This is a genomic window from Streptosporangium carneum (assembly GCF_027922005.1).
Classification (GTDB): domain Bacteria; phylum Actinomycetota; class Actinomycetes; order Streptosporangiales; family Streptosporangiaceae; genus Streptosporangium; species Streptosporangium carneum.
On the sequence record NZ_BSEV01000001.1, the window covers coordinates 1 to 25,542 of the forward strand.

Consider the following 25,542-nt stretch of genomic DNA (forward strand, 5'->3'; position numbering starts at 1 on the left):
GCCAGGCCGGAGGCCTGAATCCGCCAGAGCTCAGCTGAGACGGCCGGCCGGACCACCCGCCCCCCTCCACGCGAACCAAGCCCAGCCCAGAAAACCAAACAAGCCCAAAGAACCAAGCGAACCCAGAAAACCAAACGAACCCGGCAAACAAAGCGGACAAAACCCACCCCGCACCCGCCCAACGGCAACCGCCCCCGATCCGGGAAACACGTCACAGGGGCCGCGGCAAGCACGTCCGGGGCGTTCGCGGTGCGTCTATCGGGACCGTTCGGGACACAGACGGACCTTGCTTGAAGGTCACCTTTTTGTACCCCCGAAGGCCTCTTCCCCAGCCTCGTCCCCGGCATCATTGCCCCATGCAACAGGTGTGGCGCTTATGGGGAAATGTCATCGTCGCCAGTGTTCTGGCGGTCCCGCTCGCCGTTCTCGCCGCCCGCCTTCTCGCGCGTCGCCGTGCCCGCGACGGCCACCCCTTCCCCGCCCGCACGGCCGCCGCCGACGTCGCGATGGCGGTCGGGACCGCCCCCTGGATCTGGATGATCCTCACCCCGACGACAGCCGGGAGCACCATCAGCCTTGTCCCGTTCAGGGATCTCATCATCCTGTTCCAGGGACCGGCCGTCACGGTGTTCGTGCAGGTCGGAGGCAATCTCCTGGTCTTCGCCGCGCTCGGCGCCCTGCTCCCCGTCCGCTCCGCGCGCCTCGCCTCGCTCACCGCGGTCGCGGGGGTCGCCGCCGGGGCCTCGTGCGTCGTCGAGCTCCTGCAGTACGGCCTGCACCTCGGCAGGGTCAGCTCCGTGGACGACGTGATGGTGAACGCGGCGGGAGCCGTACTGGCCGCGGCCGTCACCCGGAGGTGGTGGGCCCGACCAATAGCGGCCGGGATCGTTCCACGGTAACGGACTGGGAAAACCCCCGTCGATCGTCACACAGGCACGATCCTCTCAAAAGAAGCACGGGACCATCCTCTGCATCTGTGCGATCGTGGACAAGACGGGGCAAGTTCTCTGGAGACGCCAAACCCGGTTGGTGACAGAGGGTGATAAAACGTGCAGCAATCCCCGGTTCCTCCCGATCCCCCGATCTACCGGCGCATCGCCGACAGGCTTCGCGAAGCGATCCTGTCCGGTGACCTCAGAGACGGGGACCGGCTTCCGGGCGAGAACGCCCTCATGGCCGAGTACGGCATAGCCCGTGCGACGGCCAGACAGGCCCTGTCCGTCCTCATCAACGAAGGACTCGCCGTGCCCAAGCGCGGCTCGGGAGTCTACGTCAGGCTGTTCCGGCCGATAAGGCGGCACGGCTCCCGACGGCTCTCCCGACGGCAGTGGGAACGGGGGCAGGCGATCTGGGACTCGGACACCGAAGGCCGCCCGTACACCGTCGACGACGTGAACATCGACAGGGAGGTCGCGGAGGAAGCCGTCGCGCGGATCCTGGACAGCGCCGAGGTGTGGGTGCGGCGCAGGCGCTACTCGGTGGACGGCAGGCCCGTCCAACTGTCCGTCTCCCACTTTCCCGCGGCCCTGGTCGAGGGCACCGCGATCACGCGGGAGGACACGGGGCCGGGAGGGGTCTACGCCCGCCTGGGCGACCTGGGCCACGCACCGGCGCACTTCACCGAGGAGGTGCGTGCTCGCATGCCCCACCCGCACGAGACCGTCCAGCTCGACCTGCCCGCGGGCACACCGGTCATCGCGATCGGCCGTGTCGCCTACACGGCGGCGGGGGTCGCCGTCGAGGTCAACGAGATGATCCTCGACGCCGCCTCCTATGTACTTCAGTACGACTTCGACTCATAGATCAAGCCCGATCGTCAAGCGATAGGTTGACCTGTCCTTCGCGATCATTGATTTCTCTAGAGAAGTGCATCACCTTCGAAGGGTGGGACGTCGCGAGGGCCTGGGCGCGGGGAAGGTGCAGGGATGTCATTCGACCGGCATCTGGCGGAAATCGCCCGGGAGTTTCCCGAGTGGACGATCTGGCGGAGCGACGCGGGCAGGTGGTGGGCAACCCGCCACCACCCGCTGACCTCTGCCCAGCGTGACCTCGGCTGCGCGATGACCATCGACGCGGACGACCCGGAGAAGCTACGAGAACAGTTACGCGACCAACAGGACCTCTCCGACGGATCCGACGGATCTGACGGGGAGGACTCCTGACAGGCCGCCCGGTGCCAGGTTCAGCGGATCACGCGGCCCCGGCACTGGGCCCCCAATCGCGGAGGCCCCCGACCCTATCGGGGGCGGGGGCTTCCGCTTGGGCTCAAGGCTTGATCTCAGGGGCCGTCTGAGCGTGGCATGTGATTCGGGCGCGACCGGCACGACGCCCGGTCACTTGCGGGAGGCGTACTCGTCGTTGTTCCCCTTGCCCGGCTGCCCCGTCTTCGCGTCGGCGTCGTCGAAGCCCTGAGGGCCGTGTCCTGCGGCGAAGGCGTCGTTCTCGTCCTCCTCCACGATCACGCGCACCGCCTCGACGTCGGGCAGCGCCTCGGCCCGGCCGTCGGCCGCGAGGTCCGTCCGGGGGGCGAAGAGGTTCTCGCCCACGTAGACGGTGTCCTCCGAGGCGTAGTCGGCCTCGGAGGCGAAGTCCGCGCCGGGCTCAGGGGCGGTCTCGGAGGCGGGCAGGGCGGGCTGGGCCGGGGCAGGGGGAAGCACGGAGGCCTCGTCGACCAGCGGCCCCGCCGAGCCCTCCCTGTGGAGCAGGTCGCCGAGGACCGCGCCCATCTCGTTGAGGCGGCGCATGACCTCGTGGTGGGTGTCGGTGAGGTAGGAGACCCTGCGTCCCGTCGTCTCGTCCAGGATCGCGGCGCGCTGCTGGGCCGACGACACCGTGGCGTGGGCCTCCGCGTTGGCGGAGGACACGGTCGACTCGGCCTCGGCGCGGGCGCTGCCCAGGGTGGACTCCGCCTCGGCCCTGGCGCTCTCGATCGTCCGCTCCGCCTCGGCGCGGGCGGAGGTGACCATCCGGTCCGCCTCGGCGCGAGCCGCGCGCAGGGTCTCGTCGGACTCCGCGCGGGCGGCGTTGAGGGTCTCCTCAGCGTCTCCCCCTGCCTGGGAGAGCAGCTGCTCGGCGGCGTTCGTGGCCTCGGCGACCCGGCGCTCCGCCTCCTGCTGCGCGGCGTTCAGGATGCCCTCCGAGCGCTCCTGCGCCGAGGTGAGCAGCCGCTCCGCCTCCGCGGCGGCGTCGTCACGGAGCTTGTTGGCCTCGGCGTCGGCGACCTGCCGCTTCGCGGCGGCCTCCTCCTCGCCCAGCTTCAGGATCTGACTGAGCCGCTGGCCGAGCTCGTCGTAGTCCTGCGGGGCGTCGGAGAGCCGCCGACGAGCATCCGCCAACTCCCTGTGGCTCTGCTCGATCTGGCCGATCGACTGCGCGAGCCGTTCCTCCAGATCGCGGATCTGGTTGCGGGTACGGCTCATGTAGTCGTGGACCTGGCGGCGACTGTAGCCGCGCATGACGACCTCGAACGAGTCTTCATGCATCAGATCGGGAAAGCTCTCGTGCTGGTTTGTCATCGCGCTGCCCGTGGAGGTTGTGTGGCGGTATAGGAGACGTCAGGAGACGACTTTCCTGCTTACTGCCCAAGACCGCAACCGGAACACGCCACCGGCTTGCGGAAATATCGGGCAAGCTCACTCCCCGTAACATCGATTCCATGAACGCCATTCCGTACATCGCCTCCCTCGACGGTGACGCGACCCCCCTCATCCACCCCGACGCCTACGTCGCTCCAGGAGCCGTGGTCGTCGGCAGGGTGCGGCTCGGCCGCGCCTCGAACGTCTGGTACGGCTCGGTCCTCAGGGGCGACGACGAGCTCATCGAGGTCGGCGAGGAGTGCAACATCCAGGACCTGTGCTGCCTGCACGCGGACCCGCGCGAACCCGCCGTGCTCGAGGACCGGGTCAGCCTCGGGCACAAGGCCATGGTGCACGGCGCCCACGTGGAGACGGGGGCGCTCGTCGGCATCGGCGCGATCGTGCTCGGCGGGGCCAGGATCGGCGCGGGCTCGCTGATCGCGGCGGGAGCCCTGGTCGGGCCGGGCAAGCGCATTCCGGCCGGAGTGCTCGTCGCGGGCGTCCCCGGACGGGTCGTCCGCGAGCTCACCGACGACGACCGCGCCTCCTTCGCCCACACCCCGGACAACTACATGGCCAAGGCGGAGCGGCACAGGGCCGCGACCGTCGTCCCGCCCGCCTGAGCGCCCCCTGAGCGCCTCCGTCTGAGCGCCTCCCCCTGAGCGCCTCCGCCTGAGTGCCTCTGCCTGCGGCGATCACGGGGACGCTGACGGACGCGGGAGCCATGGGTAACATGACCGCCGTGCGGCAGTGGGACGGCTTCGACGCCATCGAGAGGGACGTGCGCGCCATCGTCGCCGACCCTCGGTGGGCCACGCTCCCGCCGCGCGGGCGGGCCCAGGCCGTCGCGCTGCGCACGCTGGCCACCCCGGACGGCGGCCGCTGGCTGTTCGGCGCGCACGCCCGGTGGTACCGCCAGGACCCGGCCGACGGCCGCTGGCATCTGACGGCTCCCCCCGCGGACCCCGGCCTGCGTGCGGCGGCACACGTCGTCCAGGCCACCTCGATGATCATGCCGCACCTGGTCCCCGGCGTTCACGACTTCGGCGCGGACCGCGGCTCGGTCCAGGGGTTCGTCGGACCCGACGTGCCCCCCGAGATCACCGAGCGGGTCCGCGAGCTGGTCGTCTCCCAGCGCGGCAGGCGCAGGGAGGACTTCCCGCTCACCGGACCCTTCACCGAGTTGTTCGCCGGCGACGTGGCCAGCCCCGTCGCCGCGATCTGGGGCACGCTCATGTGGTGCGCGTACGCCCCGGCCTTCGACGGCAACGAGGCCCTGCTGTCGATGTTCGGCGAGTTCCTGGCCCGTCCGCTCCCCGGTGACGAGTGGGTCCGCTGGCTGCCTCCCGTGTCGCTGCACGACCTGGCCGCCCTGTACGGCGAGCGTGTCAGGGCCGGGCACCCCGAGGCGGGCCTCAGGCTGGTCGCGCTGATGGCCGACACCGCGGCGACCGTCAGGAGCGACCCCCGTTTCCGGCCCCGCGCAGACGTCCTGCTGACCATGGTGGAGCCGGTGCTGCGCCGCATCGGGCCTGACCACTCCGTCGCGCACCTCGGCGACGACGCCGTACGGCAGGCGTGGCTGTCCCGCTGCCCGCCCCACGTGACGCTGCCCGACTCCTCACCGGGTGAGCACTTCCAGCACGCGGTCTACGACCTGGTCGAGACGCTGGGCTTCCTCGTCCCCAAGGGCGCGGAGCCCAGGGCGGTCGCGGCCTCGCTGCTGGCCGCCGACCTCGCGGTGTTCGGTCCCAGGACGGCGGACGCGCTCTACCCGTGGCTGGACCCCGAACTGCGCCACATCCTCCATGTGGTGCTCTCCGACCCGACGCACCCGCTGCGGGGCTGCTGGCCGCGCTCCGGCGTGCTGCCCTCCGCTCTCAACCCGCCGGACCGGGCGGGGGCCGCGGCGCTGCTGGGCGCCGCCTACGCCTTGGGGCTCGCGTGGTGCCGCCTCACGGGCACGGAGGTGCCCGAACGGGGGTTCGCCACGGCCTCGGCGGTCGTGCACCGCCTGACGCACGAGCGGGACGACCCGGTCCCCGGCGTCTCGGGAACCTTCCCCCGCCACTTCTGACACTTTCGGCAACAATTAACCCAATAATTAAGTTATTTCACTTCAGTAACTCTCTTATATCTCCGGCGCATTATGCGTCTTGCAATTTACTGAACCGTGATCCCGGCATCAGAAAACGATCTCCGTGAGGTCGTGGTGACGCTGTGAGGAATGGTCCCGATGGGCCATGGGCACACAAGACCTCCCACCGTAACCTCGAAGTGGGTGTGGGCTGCGGAAGGAAGGACGACGCGGTGGGGCACGACGACCTGGACTCTAGGGTCCACGACCGTGTCGCGTTGGACGAGATCGCGCTCTATGCCGAGGTGCTGACCGCCGTCGCCATCAGCGAACGGCCACTCACCTTGGAGGAGCTCGACAACGCGCTCGGATTGAGTGCTTCGGCGATCTGCTGAAGCCAATGGGAGAACCATCTGAACGACCTAGTCACGACCTAGTCCCGGACTCCTCAACGGGGTCCGGGACGTGGTTCGTGAAGATGGTCCGGTGACTAGTCACGAACGGACGAGGCGGGCGATCGCCGCGGAGGCCTCCTTGATCTTCTCCTCCGCCTCAGGTCCGCCGGAGTTGACCGCGTCGGCGACGCAGTGCCCGATGTGATCCTCGAGAAGGCCGAGAGCCACCGCCTGGAGTGCCCGTGTGGCGGCCGACACCTGGGTCAGCACGTCGATGCAGTAGGCATCCTCATCGACCATCCGCTGCAGACCCCTGATCTGTCCTTCGACCCGCCGCAACCTGGTCAGATAGGCCTGCTTGTCTCCGCTGTAGCCATGCATGTCCCAACGGTACCCGTGTCAGGCTCAACGGGAAGTGGCCGCGATCAGTTTCTCCCACTGCCCGGCCACCGCGGGCGCCGTGTGGACCGCCGCCGCCCCCAGCGCGCCCGCCGCGAGCTCCATGCGCCGCCGCTCGTCGTCGATGAGCGCGAGCAACGCGGAGGCGTACGCCTCGATCTCGCCCTCCCCCTCGGCGACCAGGACCCCGCTGCGGCCGTCGACCACGAACTCTCCCGGCCCGCTCGGGCTGTCGAACCCGACCACCGGCACGCCGCTGGCCATCGCCTCGATCACCGTCATGCCGGGCCTGTCGGCCTTCGAGGTCACCGCCACGATCGACGCCTTGGCGAACTCTCCGCTCAGGTCGGAGGTCGTGCCCATGAAGTAGACGTGGTTGTGGAGGTTCAGCTCCTGGACCAGGGCGCGCAGACGCCTCTCCTCGGGGCCTCCGCCGTACAGGCGAAGACGCCAGTCGGGGCGCTTGTCCGCGACGACGGCGAAGGCGCGGACAAGCCTGTCGTAGGCCTTGACCGGCACCCAGCGCCCGCCGGCGGCCACGATGCGGTTGTCCATGCGGGAACGCGGCCACGGGCCCGCGGGCAGGGCGTCCGGGATCAGCCTGACGTCCGCGCCGCCGTGCAGGAGACGGTCCCAGTCCTGCCTGCCCCTCTCGGTCGCGGTGACGACCGCGTCGAGACGGGGGTAGAACTTCGCGATCGGCCCCGGCACCGGCGGACGGCCCCACTCCCGGGCGATGCGCACGATCTCGCGCGGGGCGTGCCTGGCCGTCTGGACGCTCAGGCCCGGCCTGGTGCTGATGACCGCGTCGGCCCGCAATCCGCGCAGCCGTCGCCACAGGGCGACCTCGGTGCGCATCTGGCCCCGCGGCAGCAGGTGCCGCACGCCGGGCTGGTCGTCGACCACCCACGACAGCGCCACCTTCGGCGAGACGGGGAAGAACGGCTTCTCACGGTGGCGGCGGACGCTGAGGATCTCCACGTCGTGACGCTCGGCGAGCTCTCCCGCCAGGTTGATCACGGACCTGACGTCACCGCGCATTCCGCAGACCGAGGGGACGAGCAGGCAGATCCTCATCCTCCGACCTCGATCCTGAGCTCGTCGTCCGCGGTGTAGCTCGGACGGATCGGCACCCCGTCGATCCGCGTCGCCGGGTACTGCAGGCGGCGGCGCTTGCCGTTGACGTCGTCGAGCCGGGAGCCGAGGCGCAGCGGCTCCGGAAGGCCGTCGACCTCCAGGGACGGCGACCAGCTCCCCGGCTGCTCGGGAGCCGCGGCGAGCACGTCGCACAGGGAGAGCGCGGCGTGGAAGCGCACCCCCTGGACGGTCGCCGCCGAGGTCAGCTCGGCGTCGGAACCGCTGCGGCGCAACGACAGGCGCGCCTCGTGCCGGGACTCGTCGTCGTCGAGTCCGGTGAAGGCCAGCAGCCCGGTGACCTCGAACCTGCCCTCGCGGAACCAGACCGCGCGAACCTCGGCGACGGGCTCGGCCTCGTCGACCTTCAGCGCGAGGAAGCCGTTGCGCGTGCGGTAGGCCCGGTAGGCCAGTGTGCGCCTGCTCAGCGCGTAGGCGTCGAGATGGTCGAGGGAGAAACCGGGGTCGACGCTGTGCAGCCTGGTGCGCGCCCCGTCCTGCGTGAGATAGGTGTCCCAGCGGCCAGGGCTGAGCGGCAGCGGGGCGAGCGAGAGCGCGAGCGTCGCGTCGCGAGCCTGGGCCCCCGTGGCGCCCAACGGCATCCTGTGCTCGACGGCCGTGCCCCGCTGGCGCAGGACCAGCTCACTGCCGGCGGTGAGCGGCTCGTCGATGGAGAGACGGAGGGACAGGACATCGGCCAAGGTGACCTCGGCGTCGGTTACGACGACTCGCACCGCTGGGCCCCCTCCCCGTCAAACCGTTACCGCGACGTTGAGGTTACCGTGATTTTTCCGTAATCGACAGGAAGAGTTTCGGACCTTCTGTCCTTTTCGCGAAATCTTGACCGGGTGTCAGACGCGGCCTCCGACAGGCAGGCCGCGCCTGACACCCGAATCCGGGATCAGACGGGGGAACCCGAGGGCTCGACGGGCTGGCCCTTGATGGACTTGATCAGCAGCTGGGAGACGTCCACGACCTCCAGCGTCTCCTTGGCCTCGCCCGCGTTCTTCTTCTCGTTGATCGAGTCACCCAGCATGACCAGGCAGAACGGGCAGGCGGTCGAGATGGTGTCCGGGTCGGTGGTCAGCGCCTCGTCCACGCGCTCGGTGTTGATGCGCTTGCCGAGCCGCTCCTCCATCCACATCCGCGCTCCGCCGGCGCCGCAGCAGAAGCCGCGCTCCTTGTGGCGGTGCATCTCCTGGGTCTTCACGCCGGGGACCTTCGCCATGATGTCGCGCGGCTGGGAGTACACCTTGTTGTGGCGTCCGAGGAAGCACGGGTCGTGGTAGGTGATCTTCTCCTCGATCGGCGTGACCGGGATCAGCTTGCCCTCGTCGACCAGCTTGGCCAGCAGCTGGGTGTGGTGCACGACCTCGAAGGTGCCGCCGAGCTGGGGATACTCGTTGGCGAGGGTGTTGAAACAGTGCGGGCAGGTCGCGACGATCTTCTTGACCCCGGCCTCGTTGAGCGTCTCGATGTTCTGCTTGGCCAGCATGTCGAACAGGAACTCCATGCCCAGGCGGCGGGCCGGGTCACCGGTGCAGGCCTCCATCGGGCCGAGCACCGCGAACTTCACGCCCGCGATGTGCAGCAGCTCGGCGACCGCCTTCGTGGTCTTCTTCGCCCGGTCCTCCAGGGCTCCGGCGCAGCCGACCCAGAAGAGGTACTCGGTGTCCTCCGGCATCTTCTCGTCGACGAGCTGGATCTCGATGGGGTCGTCCTCGCGGCTCGCGAGCTCCTCGATCCAGTCGGCCCGCTTCATCTCGGACATGCCCCACGGGTTGCCCTTGTTCTCGAGGTTCTTGACCATGACGCCGGCCTCTGACGGGAAGTTCGACTCCACCATCACCTGGTAGCGGCGCATGTCCAGGATGTGGTCGATGTGCTCGATGTCGACCGGGCACTGCTCGACGCAGGCGCCGCAGTTGGTGCAGGACCAGAGCACGTCGGGGTGGATGACGCCGTCCTCGCCGACCAGCGGCTTGCTCAGCAGGGACAGCACGTCCTCGTGCAGGTCGGCGCGCTGCTCCTCGGTCGCGGCGAGGTAGGGGGCGATCTTGAAGGCGTGGTCGCGCTGGTCGAGGATCAGCATCTTCGGCGACAGCGGCTTGTCGGTGTTCCAGGCGGGGCACTGCGACTGGCAGCGACCGCACTCGGTGCAGGTGTAGAAGTCGAGGAAGCCCTTCCACGTGGTGTCCTCGATCTTGCCTCGGCCCAGCCTGTCGCCGTCGAGGTCCTCGTCCTCGAAGTCGACGACCTTGCCGTCGATCCGCATCGGCTGGGCGGGGCCGTTGCCGTCGGGGCGGCGGGAGAACATCACGTTCAGCGGCGCGGTGAAGATGTGCAGGTGCTTGGAGTTCACCACGATCACGAGGAACACCAGCATGACGCCGATGTGCAGCAGCAGCCCGACGTGCTCGAGGACCTCGTTGGCCGACTCGCCGAGCGGACGCAGCGCGGCCGCGGCGGCCTCGGAGGCGAAGGCCCCCGAGGCGTACGGGAGGTTGCCGGTGTTGTAGGCCGCGCCCCTGAAGAGGAACATCGTCCAGATCACGTTGAAGATCATGAAGAGGACGAGCCAGGCTCCACCGAGGTGGGATCCGGAGAAGCGGGACTTGCGGCCCAGCTTCTTCGGCGAGTTCTTGATCCTGATGACCGCGAAGGCGACCAGGCCGAGCAGGGCGGCGACCGCGATGAAGTCCTGCAGGAAGCCCAGCACGGCCCAGGTCCCGATGAGCGGGATGTGGAAGTCGGGCGTCCCGGTGACCGCCCCCTGGATCAGCGCGCCGTACGCCTCCAGATAGACGGTCGCCAGGATGAAGAAGGCCCACATGACGAAGAAGTGAGCGGTGCCGGAGGGGGTCCACTTCAGCAGTTTCTTCTGCCCGAAGACCTCGACCAGCTGCGCCTTGACCTCGGCGCCCACGTTGTTTCTCGCGTATTCGATCCGCTCGGGCGCGGGCGGCCCGACGGTGGCGAGCTTGTAGAGGAAGAGCACGCGGCGCGCGGCGAGCCCGAGCGCGGCGACTGTCATGATCAGCCCGATGATCGCTACCCAGAGCACGGGTCCTCCCACAGACGGCGTTGGCTGTCAGCGTACGACCGCGGCCCATCCACGGTGACGACGGGTCGCCCCGAATCCTACCCGTAAGTAACATTCTTTCGAGTGGCAGCGCGTGACGACCCTGGCCACCATACGGTCAACACGTCACGCAGAACAATAATCTGCCCACTCAGCGGCACCGAAACGCCCCCGGCGATGTCACGACGGCCCGTCGATGTGGCGCTGGATCACGGGCGCGAGCAGCTCGACGAGCTCCTCGATGCCGACCGAGGCGAGCGGTTCGAGCTGGAGCACGTAGCGGACCAGGACCGTGCCGAACAGCTGCGCGAAGGCCAGCTCCATCCTGATCGTGGGGATCCCGAGCGCCCCCGCGACCCGGTCGAGCAGGGCGTGCGTCATGAACTCACGGATCGTGACGACCATCCGCTCGTTGGTCATCGCGGTGCGCACCAGCGCCAGCACGGGCTGGCGGGCCGACGCCTCCGAGGTCATCGTCAGGACGAACCGGGTGAGGCGCTCGCCGACCTCCTCACGCGGCCCGGCCAGCAGCGTCGGGATGACGTTCTCGGGGTTGATCGGCAGCTCCATGGCCGCGACGAACATGCCCTCCTTGCTCGCGAAGTAGTGGTGGACCAGCGCGGGGTCGACTCCCGCCCGCCTGGCGATGCCACGCACCGTCGCCTTGTCGAACCCCTTCTCCGCGAAGGTCTCGCGCGCCGCCGAGAGGATCTCCCCGCGCGTGTCCGCCGACCCCGGCCTGCGCCCGGGACGACGTCTTCCCTCAGCGCCCCCCTCGCCCACGGACCGCTCGCCCCCGCCCGGAGAGCGTTTCCCCGGGGACTGCCCGGCCTGGGACTCGGCCAGGGGCCGCCCGGCCTGGGAGTCGGCCAGGGGCTGCTCGCCCAGCGACTGCCCGGTCACCCGTCCGAGCCCGCCGTTCCCGCCGTCGAGCTCCGCACCCCGGCCTTCGAGGGCGCCGCCAGGTGCAGGCGCGCGAAGGCCAGCGCCTCCGCGAGGTCCTCCATCCGCTCGGTACGGCCTCCGGCCTTACGCGTGTTGATCTCCAGCACGACCAGGCCGTCGTAGCCGTTGCCCGCCATCCGCTCCAGGATCGGCGCGCACGGCTGGTTGCCCCGTCCGGGAACCAGGTGCTCGTCCTTGTTGGCTATCCCGACGCCGTCGGCCAGGTGCAGGTGGGCGAGCCTGTCGCCGAGCTTGGTGAACATCTCCATCGCGTCGGAGCCGGACACGGCGGTGTGCGACAGGTCCAGGGTGACCTGGGGGAACTCGTAGTCGACCGGGTTCCAGTCGGGAGAGTAGGGAACGACCTCGTTGCCCCTGGCCTTCAGCGGGAACATGTTCTCGACCGCGAAGACGATGTCGGTCTCCTCGCGCATCCTGGCCAGGCCGGTCTCGAACTCGCGGGCGTAGTCGCGCTGCCAGCGGAACGGCGGATGCACGACCACCGTCTTCGCGCCGACCCGCTCGGCCGCCCGCTGCGCCCGCTGGAGCTTGGCCCACGGGTCCTTGCCCCACACCCGCTGGGTCACCAGCAGGCAGGGCGCGTGGATCGCCAGGATGGGTAACCCGTAGTGGTCCGACAGCCGCTCCAGCACGTCGATGTCCTGGCTCACCGGATCGGCGCCCACCATGATCTCGACACCGTCGTACCCCAGTCTGGAGGCCAGCTCGAAGGCGTCCGGGGTGCGCTCCGGGTACACAGACGCGGTGGAGAGCGCGATCTTCACGCTGGGCACTCGGGTAACGCTCATACGACTTCCTCGTCTCCGGGCCGGAGTTCGCGCGAGCGGGTCCCCCGGCCGCCATCGGCTCGCTCGCTCACGTTGCCAGCCTAAGCGCGCCCGGGGAGCGATGGCGTACGACCTCGCTGACGGGACGGGAACCACCCGGGCGACACGGCTACGGTTGGAGCATGTCGCGGTTCATGAAGGGCGCCATCCCCAGCCCGAACATCTGGAACACGCCCCAGGTCTACGAGCTGGAGAACCGCGCGGTCGACCCCGAGGGCCTGGTCGAGGCGGCGATGGCCGCCGTCAGGCCGTTGACCGGCGCGACCGTCCTCGACGTCGGCTGCGGCACGGGGTACCACCTGCCGTCGCTGTCGGCGACCGCCGCCCGCGTGATCGGCGTCGAGCCGCACGACGACCTCGTCACGCTGGCCAGGCGCCGCTGCCGCGCCCTGCCCAACGTGGAGGTCCACCGGGCCACCGCCCAGGACCTCCCGCTCCCCGACGCGTCGGTCGACGTGGCCGTCGCCCGCTGGGCCTACTTCTTCGGCCCGGGATGCGAGCCCGGCCTGGCCGAGCTCTCCCGGGTGGTGCGGCGGGGCGGCACGGCCTTCGTGGTCGACCTGGACTCCACGCGCGGCGCGTTCGGCCGCTGGTTCAGCCGCTCGGTCCCGTCGTATTCGGCCAGGTCCGTCGAGAGCTTCTGGACCCGCCACGGCTGGCACACCCAGCCCCTCGACCTGCGCATGGCCTTCGAACGCCGCGCCGACCTCGAGGCGGTGCTCCGCATCGAGTTCACCCCCGCCGTGGCCGAGGAGGCCATCGCGGAGACCCGGGGGCTGGAGCTCGCCTACCCCAACGTCCTGCGCTGGAGGCACTTCTGACCCGGCCCCTGGGGCACGGCCCCGGGGACGTCCGTCCGGACGCGTGAGAGACGATCCGGCCGAACGACACATAAGGTGACGAACATCACACCCCCTGCGGCAGGCCGTGACGGCGAGGCCTCCGGCGTGCCCGAACCCGCGCCGGGCGGCGTCCCCGCTCATCCGACGCCCGGCCCGGGAATGGAACGGGCGGCGTTCAGGGCTTGACCATGACGTTGACGTCAACGTTTACCGTGAGGCCCGTAAGGAGGACCGGATGCGGATCGGGGAGCTCGCGAGACGGGCGGGAGTCAGCACCAGGGCGCTGCGCTACTACGAGCAGCAGGGGCTGATCGTGGCCCGGAGGTCGGCCAACGGCTATCGGGAGTACAGCGAGGCGGATCTCAGGCTCGTCACCGAGATCAGGTCGCTGCTCACCGTCGGCTTCACCCTGGAGGACGCCAAGCCGTTCGTGGCCTGCCTGCAGGCGGGGCACGAGTCGGGCGCGTCCTGCCCCGAGTCGGTCGCGGTCTACCGGCGCAAGCTGGCCGAGATCGACGACGAGATCCGCGCGTTGCTGGTCCGCAGAGCCGAGGTCGCGGGGCAACTGACCGCCGCCTGCCCGGGATGCGTACTGAGGAAGCAGGAAGTTTCATGATCACTTTGACCGCCGACAACTTCACCGAGCAGGTGCTGAACAGCGACAAGCCCGTCCTGGTCGACTTCTGGGCCGAGTGGTGCGGGCCGTGCCGGATGATCGCGCCGGTCCTGGCGGAGATCGAGGCCGAGTACGGCGACCGCGTCACGATCGCCAAGCTCAACGCCGACGACTACCCGGAGATCTCCGCCAGGTACGGCGTCCTCGGCCTGCCGACGCTCAACCTCTACAAGAACGGCGAGGTGGTCCAGCAGATCAAGGGCGCCAAGCCCAAGCGTCTCCTCCTCGCCGACATCGAAGGCCACATCTGAGCCCGGGGCCCACTCGCCCTGAGGGCGAGCGCCCCGCCCCTTGAGGGCGAGCGCCCCCGACGCCGCTTTTCCCCGGAACGGCGAGGCCTTACCGGATGAAAGTTGTCGGTGAGGACGGGTAACGTGCGGCCATGGCTAAGAAGGTCGGCTATCGCTGTGGTGAGTGCGGTTGGCAGACCGCCAAATGGGTGGGTCGCTGCGGCGAGTGCCAGGCCTGGGGCACGGTCGAGGAGGAGGCCGCGCGCGGCGGCGTCAACGTGGCCTCCGCGGGGGCGGTCTCGGCCCCCGCGGTCCCGATCGGCCAGGTCAAGGCTGAGACCGCGCATGCCCGCAGCACCGGGGTGAGCGAGCTCGACCGCGTGCTCGGCGGCGGCCTGGTGCCCGGCGCCGTCGTGCTGCTGGCCGGAGAGCCGGGGATCGGCAAGTCCACGCTCCTGCTGGAGGCCGCGGCCAAGATCGCCCGCCAGCAGACCGTCCTCTACATCACCGGCGAGGAGTCGGCCTCCCAGGTGCGGGTCAGGGCCGACCGGATCGGCGCGATCCAGGACCGCCTCTACCTTGCGGCGGAGACCGACCTGAGCGCGCTGGTCGCCCACGTGGAGAAGGTCCAGCCCGACCTGCTCATCGTTGACTCGGTGCAGACGATCGGCTCGGCCCTCGCCACCGGGGTGCCCGGCGGCGTCACCCAGGTCAGGGAGGTCGCGGGAAACGTGATCCGGCTGGCCAAGGAGCGCGGCATGTCCACCGTGCTGGTCGGCCACGTCACCAAGGAGGGCTCGATCGCCGGCCCCCGGACGCTCGAGCACCTGGTCGACGTCGTGCTCCACTTCGAGGGCGACCGGCACTCCCGGCTCCGCATGGTTCGAGCGATCAAGAACCGGTACGGCCCCGTCGACGAGGTCGGCTGCTTCGACCTGCACGAGAACGGCATCGAGGGCATCGCCGACGCCAGCGGCCTGTTCGTCTCCCACCGCAACGACCCGGTGCCGGGCACGTGCGTGACCGTCACCCTGGAGGGGACCAGACCCCTGCCCGCCGAGGTCCAGGCGCTGGTGGCGCGGACCGAGGCCCAGCAGCCGCGCCGCTCCTCCTCCGGGCTCGACACCTACCGGGTGACGATGGTCCTGGCCGTGCTGGAGCGGCGGCTCAACGCCAAGCTCGGCGGCTGTGACGTGTTCACCGCGACCGTCGGCGGCATCAAGCTGAGCGACCCCGCGGTCGACCTGTCGGTGATGCTCGCGGTCGCCAGCGCGGCCGGGGACAAGCCGCTTCCCAAAGGCCTGGTGGTGCTGGGCGAGGTCGGCCTGGCCGGAGAGCTGCGCCCGGTGCGCGACGTGCGGCGCAGGCTCTCCGAGGCCGCCAGGCTGGGCTTCACCCGCGCCCTGGTGCCCTCAGGCTCCCTCGACGCGGGCAAGAAACGCGACGGCGACCGTTCCCTGGTTCCGGTCGGCGGCCGAGGATCGAGCTTCATGCCGGGTTTCGACGTGGTCGAAGCGGAGAATGTTTGGGACGCGCTCACTCACGTCACCTAGGTCTGGCCATCCGGCGGTTCCGGACTCCGCGGACCTTCGCCGGTAAGCTGGGCGTTATACGCAGACCACGGGGGTCATGTGGCAGCATCCTACAAAGGGCTCGACGAACAAGGGCTCGACGAACGCCGCAGAGGCGTCCTGGCCGCAGTCGCACCAGGCACCGCGCTACGTGACGGCCTGGAGCGCATCCTTCGCGGACACACGGGCGGTCTGATCGTGCTGGGCTACAACGGCACGGTCGAGGAGATCTGCAGCGGCGGGTTCGAGCTGGACGTCGAGTTCTCCGCGACGCGACTGCGCGAGCTGGCCAAGATGGACGGCGCCATCGTGCTGAACTCCGGCGACCACAAGATCGTGCGGGCGGCCGTGCACCTGATGCCCGACCCGTCCATCCCCACCGACGAGTCCGGCACCCGGCACCGCACCGCCCAGCGGGTGGCCGTGCAGACGGCCTTCCCCGTCATCTCCCTCAGCAAGTCCATGCGGATCATCGCCCTCTATCTCGACGGCATCCGTTACGTGCTGGAGGAGTCGGCGGCGATCCTGTCCAAGGCCAACCAGGCCCTGGCCACCCTCGAGCGTTACAAACTCCGCCTGGACGAGGTGTCCGGCACGCTGTCGGCGCTGGAGATCGAGGACCTGGTGACCGTCCGCGACGTCGCGGTCGTCGCCCAGCGCCTTGAGATGGTCCGGCGCATCTCCGATGAGATCGCCGGTTACGTGGTCGAGCTCGGTACCGACGGGCGACTGCTGTCCCTGCAGCTCAACGAGCTGGTGGCGGGCACCGAGAGCGACCGCGAGCTGATCGTGCGCGACTACCTCCCCACAACGGGCCGCCGCCCGCGCAAGTTCGCCGAGGCCCTGCACGACCTCCACCAGCTCTCCTCCGACGGACTGCTCGACCTGACCGCCGTCGCCCAGGTCCTGGGCCAGTCGGGCAGCGACGCCCTGGAGAGCCCGGTCAGCCCCCGGGGCTACCGCCTGCTGGCCAAGGTCCCCCGCCTGCCGGGCACGGTCGTCGACCGCCTGGTCGACCAGTTCGGCAGCCTGCAGAAGCTCCTGGCCGCCAGCATCGGCGACCTTCAGGAGGTCGGCGGGGTCGGCGAGGCCAGAGCCCGCCACATCCGAGAGGGCCTGTCCCGCCTCGCCGAGTCCTCCATCCTGGAACGCTACGTTTGACCGGGCCGTTCACCGGGGCACACACCGTTCGAGGGCGCCGGGCATGCCCGTACCGGCGCTCACAAAGACCACGAACCCGCTGAAGCCATGCGGCCACCGCACCAGGAGACCGACCACCCGCCAGCCGGGCTGGACGGTACGACCAAGACGTGTTTCCTGGGTCGACTTCGGGACCGGGCCTTGCTGCGGGTTGGTTCGCCGGGTCCTCTGGGCTCTCTGGGTTCTTTTGGTTCGTTTCAACCCGCAGCACGACCCGGCCTCGAAGCTGATCCCTTAGCGAAGGTGGAAAACGGTCTTGTGGCTTCTGAGGCTGGAGGCGTGGACCACGGCCACGTAGGTTCCGTCTCCGGCGGTGGCGCGGTCTGAGGCGCAGTCGCTGCCGGAGCGGCGGCGGTCCCATTCGAACTGGCGGACGTACGGGATGCCCCGGTCGAGTTTGCGGATGTCCTCCGTCTCGCCGCTGACGCAGTCGGCGGACGACCAGACGCGGTCCGTGCCCGAGGTGATGCGGACCTCGAGCGCCCGTGATCCGACGTCGGCGGTGCACATCACCTTGCCCGTGTTGACCAGGGTGAGGATGAACCGGGGGCGGCTGTCGCCGGCGTAGACCTCGCCCTGCCCCTGCATGTCCAGCACGAGGTCCGACGGGTCACAGGCGTCGCCGGGACGCTTCGCCCTGGCAAGGGTCTTGGGCTTGGCGGAGGCTGTGGGAGCGGGCGACGCGGTCGGGGCCGACGGCGTCGGCGAGGGGGTGATCGTGACCGCGGGCAGAAGCGCCAGTATCGGATCCGGCGTCGGCGACCTCCCCGCCGAGGCGTCCGTCCCCGACTCGCCGTCCGGCCCGCTCGCCGAGCAGGCCCACGCCACGACGGCGACCACCACGAGCACACCGACGAGCGCGGCCATCCGGCGCCGCCAATAGACGTCCACCCCTATATCGCTACGGAAAGTGTCCGGATCCATACGCACAGTATGAGGATTCTCTATGGAGCGTGAAGGGCGACCCGCCGCTGTCGACGTTCCGTTTCGGCGCACGGGACCGGACGAATGCGGTGAACCACATCTCGGACGGCACTATCGTCGGAGGGTGCCCGAGTCGAACCGCCTGCTGGACCCCGTTCTCAAGTGGTACGCGGACAATGCCCGCGATCTCCCGTGGCGCACACCCGACGCCTCTCCCTGGTCGATCCTGGTCAGCGAGATCATGCTGCAGCAGACCCCGGTGATACGGGTGCTGCCCGTCTGGACCGAGTGGATGGAACGCTGGCCGACGCCCGCCGCTCTCGCCAAGGAGCCTCCCGGCGAGGCCGTACGCCACTGGGGCCGTCTGGGCTATCCCCGGCGCGCCCTGAACCTGCACGCCTGCGCCAGGGCCATCACCGACGAGCACGGCGGGGAGGTCCCCTCGGACCACGCCACCCTGCTGACGCTGCCCGGCGTCGGCGAGTACACCGCGGCCGCGGTGGCCAGCTTCGCCTTCAAGGGGCGGCACGCCGTCCTGGACACCAATGTCCGGCGGGTGCTCGCGCGGGCCGTCGGAGGCGAGGAGTATCCCCCGAAGGCGACCACGCCCGCCGAGCGCAGGCTCGCCGCCGCACTGCTGCCCGACGTCGAGGAGGCACCGGTCTGGGCGGTCGCCGTCATGGAACTGGGCGCGCTGGTCTGCACGGCTCGCACCCCGCGCTGCGCCGACTGTCCGGTCAGCGACCTGTGCTCCTGGCGTCTGGCGGGCAAGCCCCCCTATGAGGGCCCCGCCCGCAGGGGGCAGACCTACGCGGGCACCGACCGCCAGTGCCGGGGTCGCCTGCTGGCCGTCCTGCGCCAGGCGCACGGCGCCGTTCCCAAGGAGGCCCTCGACGTGGTCTGGGACGACGCTCCGCAGCGTGAGCGCGCCCTCGACGGCCTGGTCTCCGACGGCCTGGCCGAGGTGCTCGACGACGGAACCTACCGGCTGCCCGCCTGACCGGCGCCTTCGGCGGGCTTTCGGGAGAGGAGCTCAGGCGGTCAGGCGGAAGGCGGTCGCGAGAGAAGCTCAGCTCAGGCGGGCCGAGGGTGGTCGGGAGAGGCGCTCAGGCGGCCAGGCGGAGGCCGAGGGCGGTGAGGTTGGTGCGGGCCCAGTCGAGTTCCTCGGCGAGCATGCTGACCAGCGCGCCGGGGCCCTTCGCCCGCAGCGGCACGGCCAGGTCGTGGGTCTCGACCTCGATGTGGGCGGTGCCGTTCACCGCGCCGGAGAGCATGGCGGTGAGGGTGTCCTCGAGGACGGGACGGGTGCTCGGAAGCTCCTGGCAGGCGTCGCCGAAGTGGTTGTGCACGTGACCGAGCTTGACGACCGGGGCGCCGGCCGCGGCGAGGCCGCGCAGGGCCGCTCCCGGCTCCTCCGCGCCGCCCGCGAGGTGGCAGGCGTCCAGGCAGACCCCGAGGTGCTCGGAGTCGATGTCGCAGACCCGCTCGAGCGCCTGCTTGGTGGTCTCGAGCACGCAGCCGGGCCAGGGCTCGAAGCCGACCCTGATCGTCTTGCCGGTGACGCTGTAGAGGCCGCGCAGCTCGCGGGAGAGACGCTCGAGGCGACGGGCGGCGATGGCGTGCAGGTCGGCGGGCCAGTCACGGCGCCAGCCGATGGGGATGGTCGAGATGCTGCCGAAGCGGACGTCCTCCGGCAGCAGGAAGGCCAGGATCTTGGCCAGGGACATCGTGTAGCGGTAACGCTCGGGCTTGGCCCAGTCGGGTCCGGGGCTCTCCTGGTTGCGTCCGCCCGTGCCGTTGAGGCTGACGACCTCGAGGCCGCGCTCCTCGAGGGAGCGCCGGAGGCGGACCAGCTCGATCCGGTCCGCGACGAGGTGGTCGGCGACGCTCGGGGAGAGCCAGAGGCCGACGCCCATCCGGTCCACGCCGAGCCGCTTGCGGACCGGGACCGCGTACCGGGTCAGGTGCGCGATCAGGTTCTCGAGGTCCTCAGCGGGATGGACGCCCGCGTTGTAGGACAGGTGAACGAGAGTCCCGTCCTCGTGTCGCAAACGCATCCGATGCCTCCAAGGCGTGTGGTGCTTGTCGTGTGAGCGACCCTGATTGCCCCGCGCCGACGGTGGCGGCGCCGTGGATCGGCGGGTCGTTCCCTGCCGGGAACCCGGCCTGGTTCGCCGAGCGTTCCGTGCGGGCACCGACCTCCGCGTCGTTCCCGGAGTCGACTCCTCGGCACGCCGCCCGGCTGACCTCGGAACCGGTCTTCGCACGGTCGGCACAACATGTGGATCACTTGGTGGGCCCTGGCCAGGCTCACTCTACAGAGTGTAGTACTACCTGCGGTGGTGAGATACCTCCTTGCATAACAAATGAGCAGACCCCGCCGTGAGATCACGACGGGGTCTGCTTCCTCTGCCGCTGGCGTGCGGCCCGTTCCGCCTAGTTCTGGATCGGCTCCGCGATGGCGGCGGCCGAGTCCGGGACGCGGTCGGTGGGCGCGTTCTCACCGACGAAGGTGAACTTCGCGTTGTCGCCCTCGCCCTCGATGCCGACCTTGACGATCTGGCCGGGCCGGAGCTCGCCGTACAGGATCTTCTCCGACAGCGTGTCCTCCAGCTCGCGCTGGATCGTGCGACGGAGCGGACGGGCGCCCATCACGGGGTCGTAGCCACGGTCGGCCAGCAGCTGCTTGGCCTCCTGCGTGAGCTCCATCCCCATGTCGCGGTCCTTCAGACGCAGCGACACCTGGGCGAGCATCAGATCGACGATCTGGATGATCTCCTTCGGCGTGAGCTGGTGGAAGACCACGATGTCGTCGACACGGTTGAGGAACTCGGGCCGGAAGTGCTGCTTGAGCTCCTCCTGGACCTTGGCCTTCATCCGGTCGTAGTTCGACTCGGTGTCGTTGGACTTCGCGAAGCCCACCCCGATGCCCTTGGAGATGTCGCGGGTGCCGAGGTTGGTCGTCATGATGATGACGGTGTTCTTGAAGTCGACCACCCGTCCCTGGGCGTCGGTCAGGCGACCGTCCTCCAGGATCTGCAGCAGCGAGTTGAAGATGTCCGGGTGGGCCTTCTCGATCTCGTCGAAGAGGACCACGGAGAACGGCTTGCGCCGCACCTTCTCGGTGAGCTGACCGCCCTCCTCGTAACCGACGTAGCCGGGAGGCGAGCCGAACAGCCTGGAGACGGTGTGCTTCTCCATGAACTCGGACATGTCCAGCATGATCAGCGCGTCCTCGTCCCCGAACAGGAACTCGGCGAGCGCCTTGGACAGCTCGGTCTTACCGACGCCGGACGGGCCGGCGAAGATGAACGAGCCACCCGGACGGCGCGGGTCCTTCAGACCGGCGCGGGTGCGGCGGATCGAGCGGGACAGACCCTTGATGGCGTCGTCCTGACCGATGATCCGCTTGTGCAGCTCGTCCTCCATGCGGAGCAGCCGCTGGGACTCCTCCTCGGTGAGCTTGAAGACCGGGATGCCGGTGGCCGTCGCCAGGACCTCTGCGATGAGCTCCTCGGTGACCTCGGCCACGACGTCCATGTCGCCGGCCTTCCACTCCTTCTCGCGGCGTTCCCGCTTGAGCTGGAGCTGCTTCTCCTGGTCGCGCAGCGCGGCGGCCTTCTCGAAGTCCTGCGCGTCGATCGCGGACTCCTTGTCGCGCCGCACGTTGGCGATCTTCTCGTCGTACTCGCGCAGGTCCGGCGGCGCGGTCATGCGGCGGATGCGCATGCGCGAGCCGGCCTCGTCGATGAGGTCGATCGCCTTGTCCGGCAAGAACCGGTCGCTGATGTAGCGGTCGGCGAGCTGCGCGGCGGCCACGAGGGCTCCGTCGGTGATGGAGACCCTGTGGTGCGCCTCGTAGCGGTCACGCAGGCCCTTGAGGATCTCGATCGTGTGGCTGAGGCTGGGCTCGGCCACCTGGATCGGCTGGAAGCGGCGCTCGAGCGCGGCGTCCTTCTCCAGGTGCTTGCGGTACTCGTCGAGCGTGGTGGCTCCGATGGTCTGCAGCTCACCGCGGGCCAGCATCGGCTTGAGGATGCTGGCGGCGTCGATCGCGCCCTCCGCGGCGCCCGCGCCGACGAGCGTGTGCAGCTCGTCGATGAACAGGATGATGTCGCCCCGGGTGCGGATCTCCTTGAGGACCTTCTTCAGGCGCTCCTCGAAGTCACCGCGGTAACGCGAGCCCGCGACCAGCGCGCCCAGGTCCAGGGTGTAGAGCTGCTTGTCCTTGAGCGTCTCGGGGACCTCGCCCTTGACGATCTTCTGGGACAGGCCCTCGACGACGGCGGTCTTGCCGACGCCGGGCTCGCCCACCAGGACGGGGTTGTTCTTGGTCCTCCTGGAGAGGACCTGCATGACCCGCTCGATCTCCTTCTCCCGGCCGATGACCGGGTCGAGCTTGCCCTCTCGGGCGGCCTGGGTCAGGTTTCGGCCGAACTGGTCCAGGACGAGGGAGGTCGACGGCGCGGCCTCCTGCGGGCCGCCCGAGGCGGCCGGCTCCTTGCCTTGGTAGCCGTGGAGCAACTGGATGACCTGTTGCCTGACGCGGTTGAGATCCGCGCCCAGCTTCACCAGCACCTGGGCGGCGACGCCCTCGCCCTCACGGATGAGGCCGAGCAGGATGTGCTCGGTGCCGATGTAGTTGTGCCCCAACTGCAAGGCCTCACGGAGCGACAGCTCAAGGACCTTCTTGGCGCGCGGGGTGAAGGGAATGTGCCCCGACGGCGCAGACTGTCCTTGGCCGATGATCTCCTCGACCTGCTGACGCACACCTTCAAGACTGATGCCGAGGCTCTCCAGAGCCTTGGCGGCAACGCCTTCACCTTCATGGATCAAGCCAAGAAGAATGTGCTCCGTACCGATGTAGTTGTGGTTGAGCATCCGGGCCTCTTCTTGGGCCAGGACGACAACCCGCCGTGCGCGGTCGGTGAACCTCTCGAACATCTCGTCGCTCCTCACAGAGCGGTCAGGCAGGTCCGGGATATCCGGGCCCTGTCATCCCGCATGGTAGCCCCGACCCGGCGACCGCTCTACGCAGAAGACGTTCCCCGAGAGCAGGGCGTTCACCCTCCATCCAACTACCTACGGGGGGTGCGATGTTCCCGATACGCCGCAAGCGAACGACGTTTATCGGCCGCTCAAACGCGTCATGCGGTCATGGCCGCCACCGGACCCCACCGTGGCCGCCATAACCGCATGATTCAACGATCTAGTGAGCCGCTTCGTACTGCTCGACGATCTTGGAGGCGATTCGACCGCGCTCGCTGACATTAAGGCCGTGGGACTTGGCCCACGCCCGGATGTCGGCGCTCTTCTCTCTCGTGAGCGCCCTGGCGCCGCCTGCACGGCGGCGACGGGGTGCGAGCGCGCCGGAACGGCGGGCGCTCTGCACGAAAGCCGACAGGGAGTCGCGGAGCTTCTTCGCGTTTACGTCACTGAGGTCAATCTCATAGCTGGTGCCGTCAAGCGCGAAGGCGACAGTCTCATTGGCCTCGCCCCCATCGAGGTCGTCGATGAGAATCTCCTGGATCTGCTTGGCCATCTACGCAATCCTTTCGCGGAGTATTGTTTCATTCGCTAGCTAAACATATACCCGCAATCGGAGAGCGGCAATTCCAGGAGCCCGGCGATTCTTGCCGGGTCCCGGAGGGGGAGTGGATCAGCTGTTCTGCGACTCAGCCTGATCCCGCCGTTTTGCCGGGCGGCGGCCGGCGGCTTCACTCCGAAGAAGCTTGACAACTCCGTAGATGAAGGCCCCGCCGACGACCACCGGGGGTATCAACGCGGACAATACGTCGTTCATTCGTCCTCGCTCCGCACCGTGGGTAACTTTCGGGGACCATGGAAATTTTGCCGGCGACATCCCGGGCCATGCTGGGGGGCACGCTCGATCGGTCCGGATCCGTCCACAGATGACCTTAGCGTCACCTGCGAGCAGGGGGTGTCACTGGGGCGGCCAGGTAGGCCGCTCACTACCTTAATGCTTCTCTCCAGTCGTCTTACCGGTTGCACTCCGTAAAGACCGGAGGAAAAAACCGGCAGGGCGATCATGGGGTGATCACTTCGCCGGAAAACCAAAGTGGTCCCGGCCCGACGACCACGGAGCCGCCCGGCCTCCTGCCGCGAAGTCCCTGGTGAGGGGTCTGAAGGGGTAGAACGGACGCACCTGCCATGAACCTGAAGATCGCAACCGGCGGGTTCACCGCCGGAATGCCCTCAGCGTGAAGAACACCCGGATAGAGAGCCGCCCGCTTCAACCGGCGGGAGGCCGTGGTACGACTCCACCGGACAGAAGAAGACGGATCTTCCTTGTTTTCTTACCAAGAGTACGTCCTTGTCTGGCATCTAGGACATAGTCGTAGACCGTATAACCACCAAAGTGGATCGGACTCTCCAACAACCACGGCAACACCGCGGGGGCGGAGGCGGCATCGACAAGAAGGTCTTCACACGCCGACGGGAAGGTGAAGAGGAAGTCCGCCGGGACAATCCCTTGGAGGACACGAAGATGACACCGTCCCGGACGCAGGTGTCCCCGTACGGTCGCCCATTCGGCGCGGCGCGCCCGAACTGGCCCAGACGGGCGTTCTCCCAATGGGGTCCCATAAGGCCCGACGGGCGAGGGCCCATAACGCCGGGCCCGCGGGTCCCCAAAGCCCCGGCGGCGGAGTTCATAGGGCGGGACGGCCGGTTTCACGGGGTGGGACGACCGTCGCCCCGCGGGGACGGCCCCGCGACGGCGACCGCGATCCACGGCGATTGTCGCCGCCGGAGGCTGATGGACGGCCATAACGCTCCTCACACCCTCACGAATGGGTTTGCGCTTCCATCGCGTCCCGGCGGGGCGTCGTTACCGCACACGTTTCCGCACCGGCGCACGAAAAGGGGGCCGGCGGGATGAACCGCCGACCCCCTTTTCGTTCGACTACTTGGTCTTGACGACCACCGTCGTGGCGACCTTGTCGTGCAGGCACTGCTGCAACGGCTTGTCCCACAGCAGCCAGAGGGAGTTCACCAGGGAGAAGATGTTGGCGATCCACCCGAGGACGGGAATTCCGCGCAGCACGAGCGGACCCCAGAGCACTCCGGCCCGCTTGAGGGCGACGTCGGAGGAGAGACCGCCCTGCAGCGTGCCCCCGACCGTGACGACCTTGATGCCCATGACCATCTTTCCGACGGTCTGGCCGTTCTGCTTCAGCATCAGGAACTCGTAGGCGATGTAGATCAGGCCCGCGACGATCCCGACGAGCAGCGCCGCGAGGAAGGCGCCGCCCCCCGCGCTGCCCGCCCCGCTGGTGAGGTCGTAGCTCGACTGCGTGATCAGGATCGCTCCCAGCACGATCGTGATGATCACCGTCGGGATCGACAGGATGATTCCGTCGATCAGACGGGCGACCAGACGCTGCCACCACTCGGCGAGCGGCGCTGGCGCGCCGGGAGGCGTCACGCCCTGGGGACCGTAGCCCTGGCCGTAGGCGGGAGACTGCTGGCCGTAGGCGGGCTGCTGGCCGTAACCCTGCTGCTGACCGTAGCCGGGCTGCTGACCGTAGGCGGACTGGGCCGTCTGCTGACCGTAGTCGGCCTGCTGACCGTAGGCGGGCTGCTGGCCGTAACCCTGCTGCTGACCGTAGTCAGACTGGGCGG

23 protein-coding genes are annotated in these 25,542 nt (G+C 69.1%); 11 read left to right on the forward strand and 12 right to left on the reverse strand.

The features are described from left to right. The first annotated feature begins 356 nt into the window (after positions 1 to 356). From PKF00_RS00005 to PKF00_RS00015, 3 genes are all read left to right on the forward strand, one after another. Positions 357 to 899 (forward strand): VanZ family protein, encoded by a 543-nt coding sequence (locus tag PKF00_RS00005; RefSeq protein ID WP_271215205.1) that lies wholly within the window; start codon positions 357 to 359, stop codon positions 897 to 899. A gap of 150 nt (positions 900 to 1,049) precedes the next feature. Further along, positions 1,050 to 1,802: a GntR family transcriptional regulator gene (locus tag PKF00_RS00010; protein WP_271215206.1), complete on the forward strand. Its 753-nt coding sequence runs from the start codon at positions 1,050 to 1,052 to the stop codon at positions 1,800 to 1,802. Positions 1,803 to 1,925: 123 nt separating this feature from the next. Further along, on the forward strand, positions 1,926 to 2,162 hold the full coding sequence (locus PKF00_RS00015) for a hypothetical protein (RefSeq protein WP_271215207.1): 237 nt from the start codon (positions 1,926 to 1,928) through the stop codon (positions 2,160 to 2,162). Between the two features lie 171 nt (positions 2,163 to 2,333). Here PKF00_RS00015 and PKF00_RS00020 read toward each other — a convergent pair whose 3' ends face one another. Beyond that, on the reverse strand, positions 2,334 to 3,515 hold the full coding sequence (locus PKF00_RS00020; RefSeq protein WP_271215208.1) for a hypothetical protein: 1,182 nt from the start codon (positions 3,513 to 3,515) through the stop codon (positions 2,334 to 2,336). A gap of 140 nt (positions 3,516 to 3,655) precedes the next feature. Here PKF00_RS00020 and PKF00_RS00025 point away from each other — a divergent pair, with 140 nt between their 5' ends. Then, positions 3,656 to 4,198 (forward strand): gamma carbonic anhydrase family protein, encoded by a 543-nt coding sequence (locus PKF00_RS00025; protein WP_271215209.1) that lies wholly within the window; start codon positions 3,656 to 3,658, stop codon positions 4,196 to 4,198. A 101-nt stretch (positions 4,199 to 4,299) separates the two neighbouring features. Beyond that, positions 4,300 to 5,652, forward strand: a complete 1,353-nt coding sequence (locus tag PKF00_RS00030; RefSeq protein ID WP_271215210.1) for a hypothetical protein — start codon at positions 4,300 to 4,302, stop codon at positions 5,650 to 5,652. A gap of 494 nt (positions 5,653 to 6,146) precedes the next feature. Here the strand turns inward: PKF00_RS00030 and PKF00_RS00035 are convergent, their stop codons facing one another. From PKF00_RS00035 to PKF00_RS00060, 6 genes are all read right to left on the reverse strand, one after another. Next, positions 6,147 to 6,428: a metal-sensitive transcriptional regulator gene (locus PKF00_RS00035; protein WP_271215211.1), complete on the reverse strand. Its 282-nt coding sequence runs from the start codon at positions 6,426 to 6,428 to the stop codon at positions 6,147 to 6,149. 24 nt (positions 6,429 to 6,452) lie between these two features. Further along, positions 6,453 to 7,523, reverse strand: a complete 1,071-nt coding sequence (locus tag PKF00_RS00040; protein WP_271215212.1) for a glycosyltransferase — start codon at positions 7,521 to 7,523, stop codon at positions 6,453 to 6,455. Next, positions 7,520 to 8,314 carry a hypothetical protein gene (locus PKF00_RS00045; protein WP_271215213.1) on the reverse strand — a complete coding sequence of 265 codons (795 nt, stop codon included), beginning with the start codon at positions 8,312 to 8,314 and terminating at the stop codon, positions 7,520 to 7,522. Before PKF00_RS00045 ends, PKF00_RS00040 begins: the two co-directional genes overlap by 4 nt. 167 nt (positions 8,315 to 8,481) lie before the next feature. Beyond that, positions 8,482 to 10,644: a (Fe-S)-binding protein gene (locus PKF00_RS00050; RefSeq protein ID WP_271215214.1), complete on the reverse strand. Its 2,163-nt coding sequence runs from the start codon at positions 10,642 to 10,644 to the stop codon at positions 8,482 to 8,484. Positions 10,645 to 10,842: 198 nt separating this feature from the next. Next, positions 10,843 to 11,565: a TetR/AcrR family transcriptional regulator gene (locus tag PKF00_RS00055; RefSeq protein ID WP_271215215.1), complete on the reverse strand. Its 723-nt coding sequence runs from the start codon at positions 11,563 to 11,565 to the stop codon at positions 10,843 to 10,845. Continuing rightward, positions 11,562 to 12,416, reverse strand: a complete 855-nt coding sequence (locus tag PKF00_RS00060) for a sugar phosphate isomerase/epimerase family protein (RefSeq protein ID WP_271215216.1) — start codon at positions 12,414 to 12,416, stop codon at positions 11,562 to 11,564. The genes PKF00_RS00055 and PKF00_RS00060 overlap by 4 nt, the downstream gene beginning before the upstream one ends. A gap of 161 nt (positions 12,417 to 12,577) precedes the next feature. Here PKF00_RS00060 and PKF00_RS00065 point away from each other — a divergent pair, with 161 nt between their 5' ends. The 5 genes from PKF00_RS00065 to disA all read left to right on the forward strand — a co-directional run bounded on the left by PKF00_RS00065 (position 12,578) and on the right by disA (position 16,935). Further along, a complete protein-coding gene (locus PKF00_RS00065; protein WP_271215217.1) occupies positions 12,578 to 13,276 on the forward strand; it encodes a class I SAM-dependent methyltransferase in 699 nt (232 codons plus the stop codon). 256 nt (positions 13,277 to 13,532) lie between these two features. Beyond that, positions 13,533 to 13,913: a MerR family transcriptional regulator gene (locus PKF00_RS00070; RefSeq protein ID WP_271215218.1), complete on the forward strand. Its 381-nt coding sequence runs from the start codon at positions 13,533 to 13,535 to the stop codon at positions 13,911 to 13,913. Next, positions 13,910 to 14,224 (forward strand): thioredoxin, encoded by a 315-nt coding sequence (trxA, locus tag PKF00_RS00075; protein WP_271215219.1) that lies wholly within the window; start codon positions 13,910 to 13,912, stop codon positions 14,222 to 14,224. Before PKF00_RS00070 ends, trxA begins: the two co-directional genes overlap by 4 nt. A 131-nt stretch (positions 14,225 to 14,355) precedes the next feature. Continuing rightward, positions 14,356 to 15,756 (forward strand): DNA repair protein RadA, encoded by a 1,401-nt coding sequence (gene radA / locus PKF00_RS00080; protein WP_271215220.1) that lies wholly within the window; start codon positions 14,356 to 14,358, stop codon positions 15,754 to 15,756. Between the two features lie 78 nt (positions 15,757 to 15,834). Then, positions 15,835 to 16,935, forward strand: coding sequence for a DNA integrity scanning diadenylate cyclase DisA (gene disA / locus PKF00_RS00085; RefSeq protein WP_271215221.1), 1,101 nt, complete (start codon positions 15,835 to 15,837; stop codon positions 16,933 to 16,935). A gap of 273 nt (positions 16,936 to 17,208) precedes the next feature. On the opposite strand, the gene PKF00_RS00090 is transcribed toward disA, so the two are convergent. Next, positions 17,209 to 17,865 (reverse strand): hypothetical protein, encoded by a 657-nt coding sequence (locus PKF00_RS00090; RefSeq protein WP_271215222.1) that lies wholly within the window; start codon positions 17,863 to 17,865, stop codon positions 17,209 to 17,211. Positions 17,866 to 18,022: 157 nt separating this feature from the next. Between PKF00_RS00090 and PKF00_RS00095 the strand changes: the two genes are divergently transcribed. Beyond that, positions 18,023 to 18,898: an iron-sulfur binding domain-containing protein gene (locus tag PKF00_RS00095; protein ID WP_271215223.1), complete on the forward strand. Its 876-nt coding sequence runs from the start codon at positions 18,023 to 18,025 to the stop codon at positions 18,896 to 18,898. A 106-nt stretch (positions 18,899 to 19,004) separates the two neighbouring features. Here the strand turns inward: PKF00_RS00095 and PKF00_RS00100 are convergent, their stop codons facing one another. From PKF00_RS00100 to PKF00_RS00115, 4 genes are all read right to left on the reverse strand, one after another. Next, a complete protein-coding gene (locus PKF00_RS00100) occupies positions 19,005 to 19,955 on the reverse strand; it encodes a sugar phosphate isomerase/epimerase family protein (RefSeq protein WP_271215224.1) in 951 nt (316 codons plus the stop codon). A 379-nt stretch (positions 19,956 to 20,334) separates the two neighbouring features. Then, positions 20,335 to 22,842 (reverse strand): ATP-dependent Clp protease ATP-binding subunit, encoded by a 2,508-nt coding sequence (locus tag PKF00_RS00105; RefSeq protein ID WP_271215225.1) that lies wholly within the window; start codon positions 22,840 to 22,842, stop codon positions 20,335 to 20,337. A gap of 265 nt (positions 22,843 to 23,107) precedes the next feature. Beyond that, positions 23,108 to 23,440, reverse strand: coding sequence for a histone-like nucleoid-structuring protein Lsr2 (locus PKF00_RS00110; protein ID WP_271215226.1), 333 nt, complete (start codon positions 23,438 to 23,440; stop codon positions 23,108 to 23,110). A gap of 1,383 nt (positions 23,441 to 24,823) precedes the next feature. Next, a partial coding sequence (locus PKF00_RS00115; protein ID WP_271215227.1) for an RDD family protein occupies positions 24,824 to 25,542 on the reverse strand: 719 nt, incomplete at its 5' end.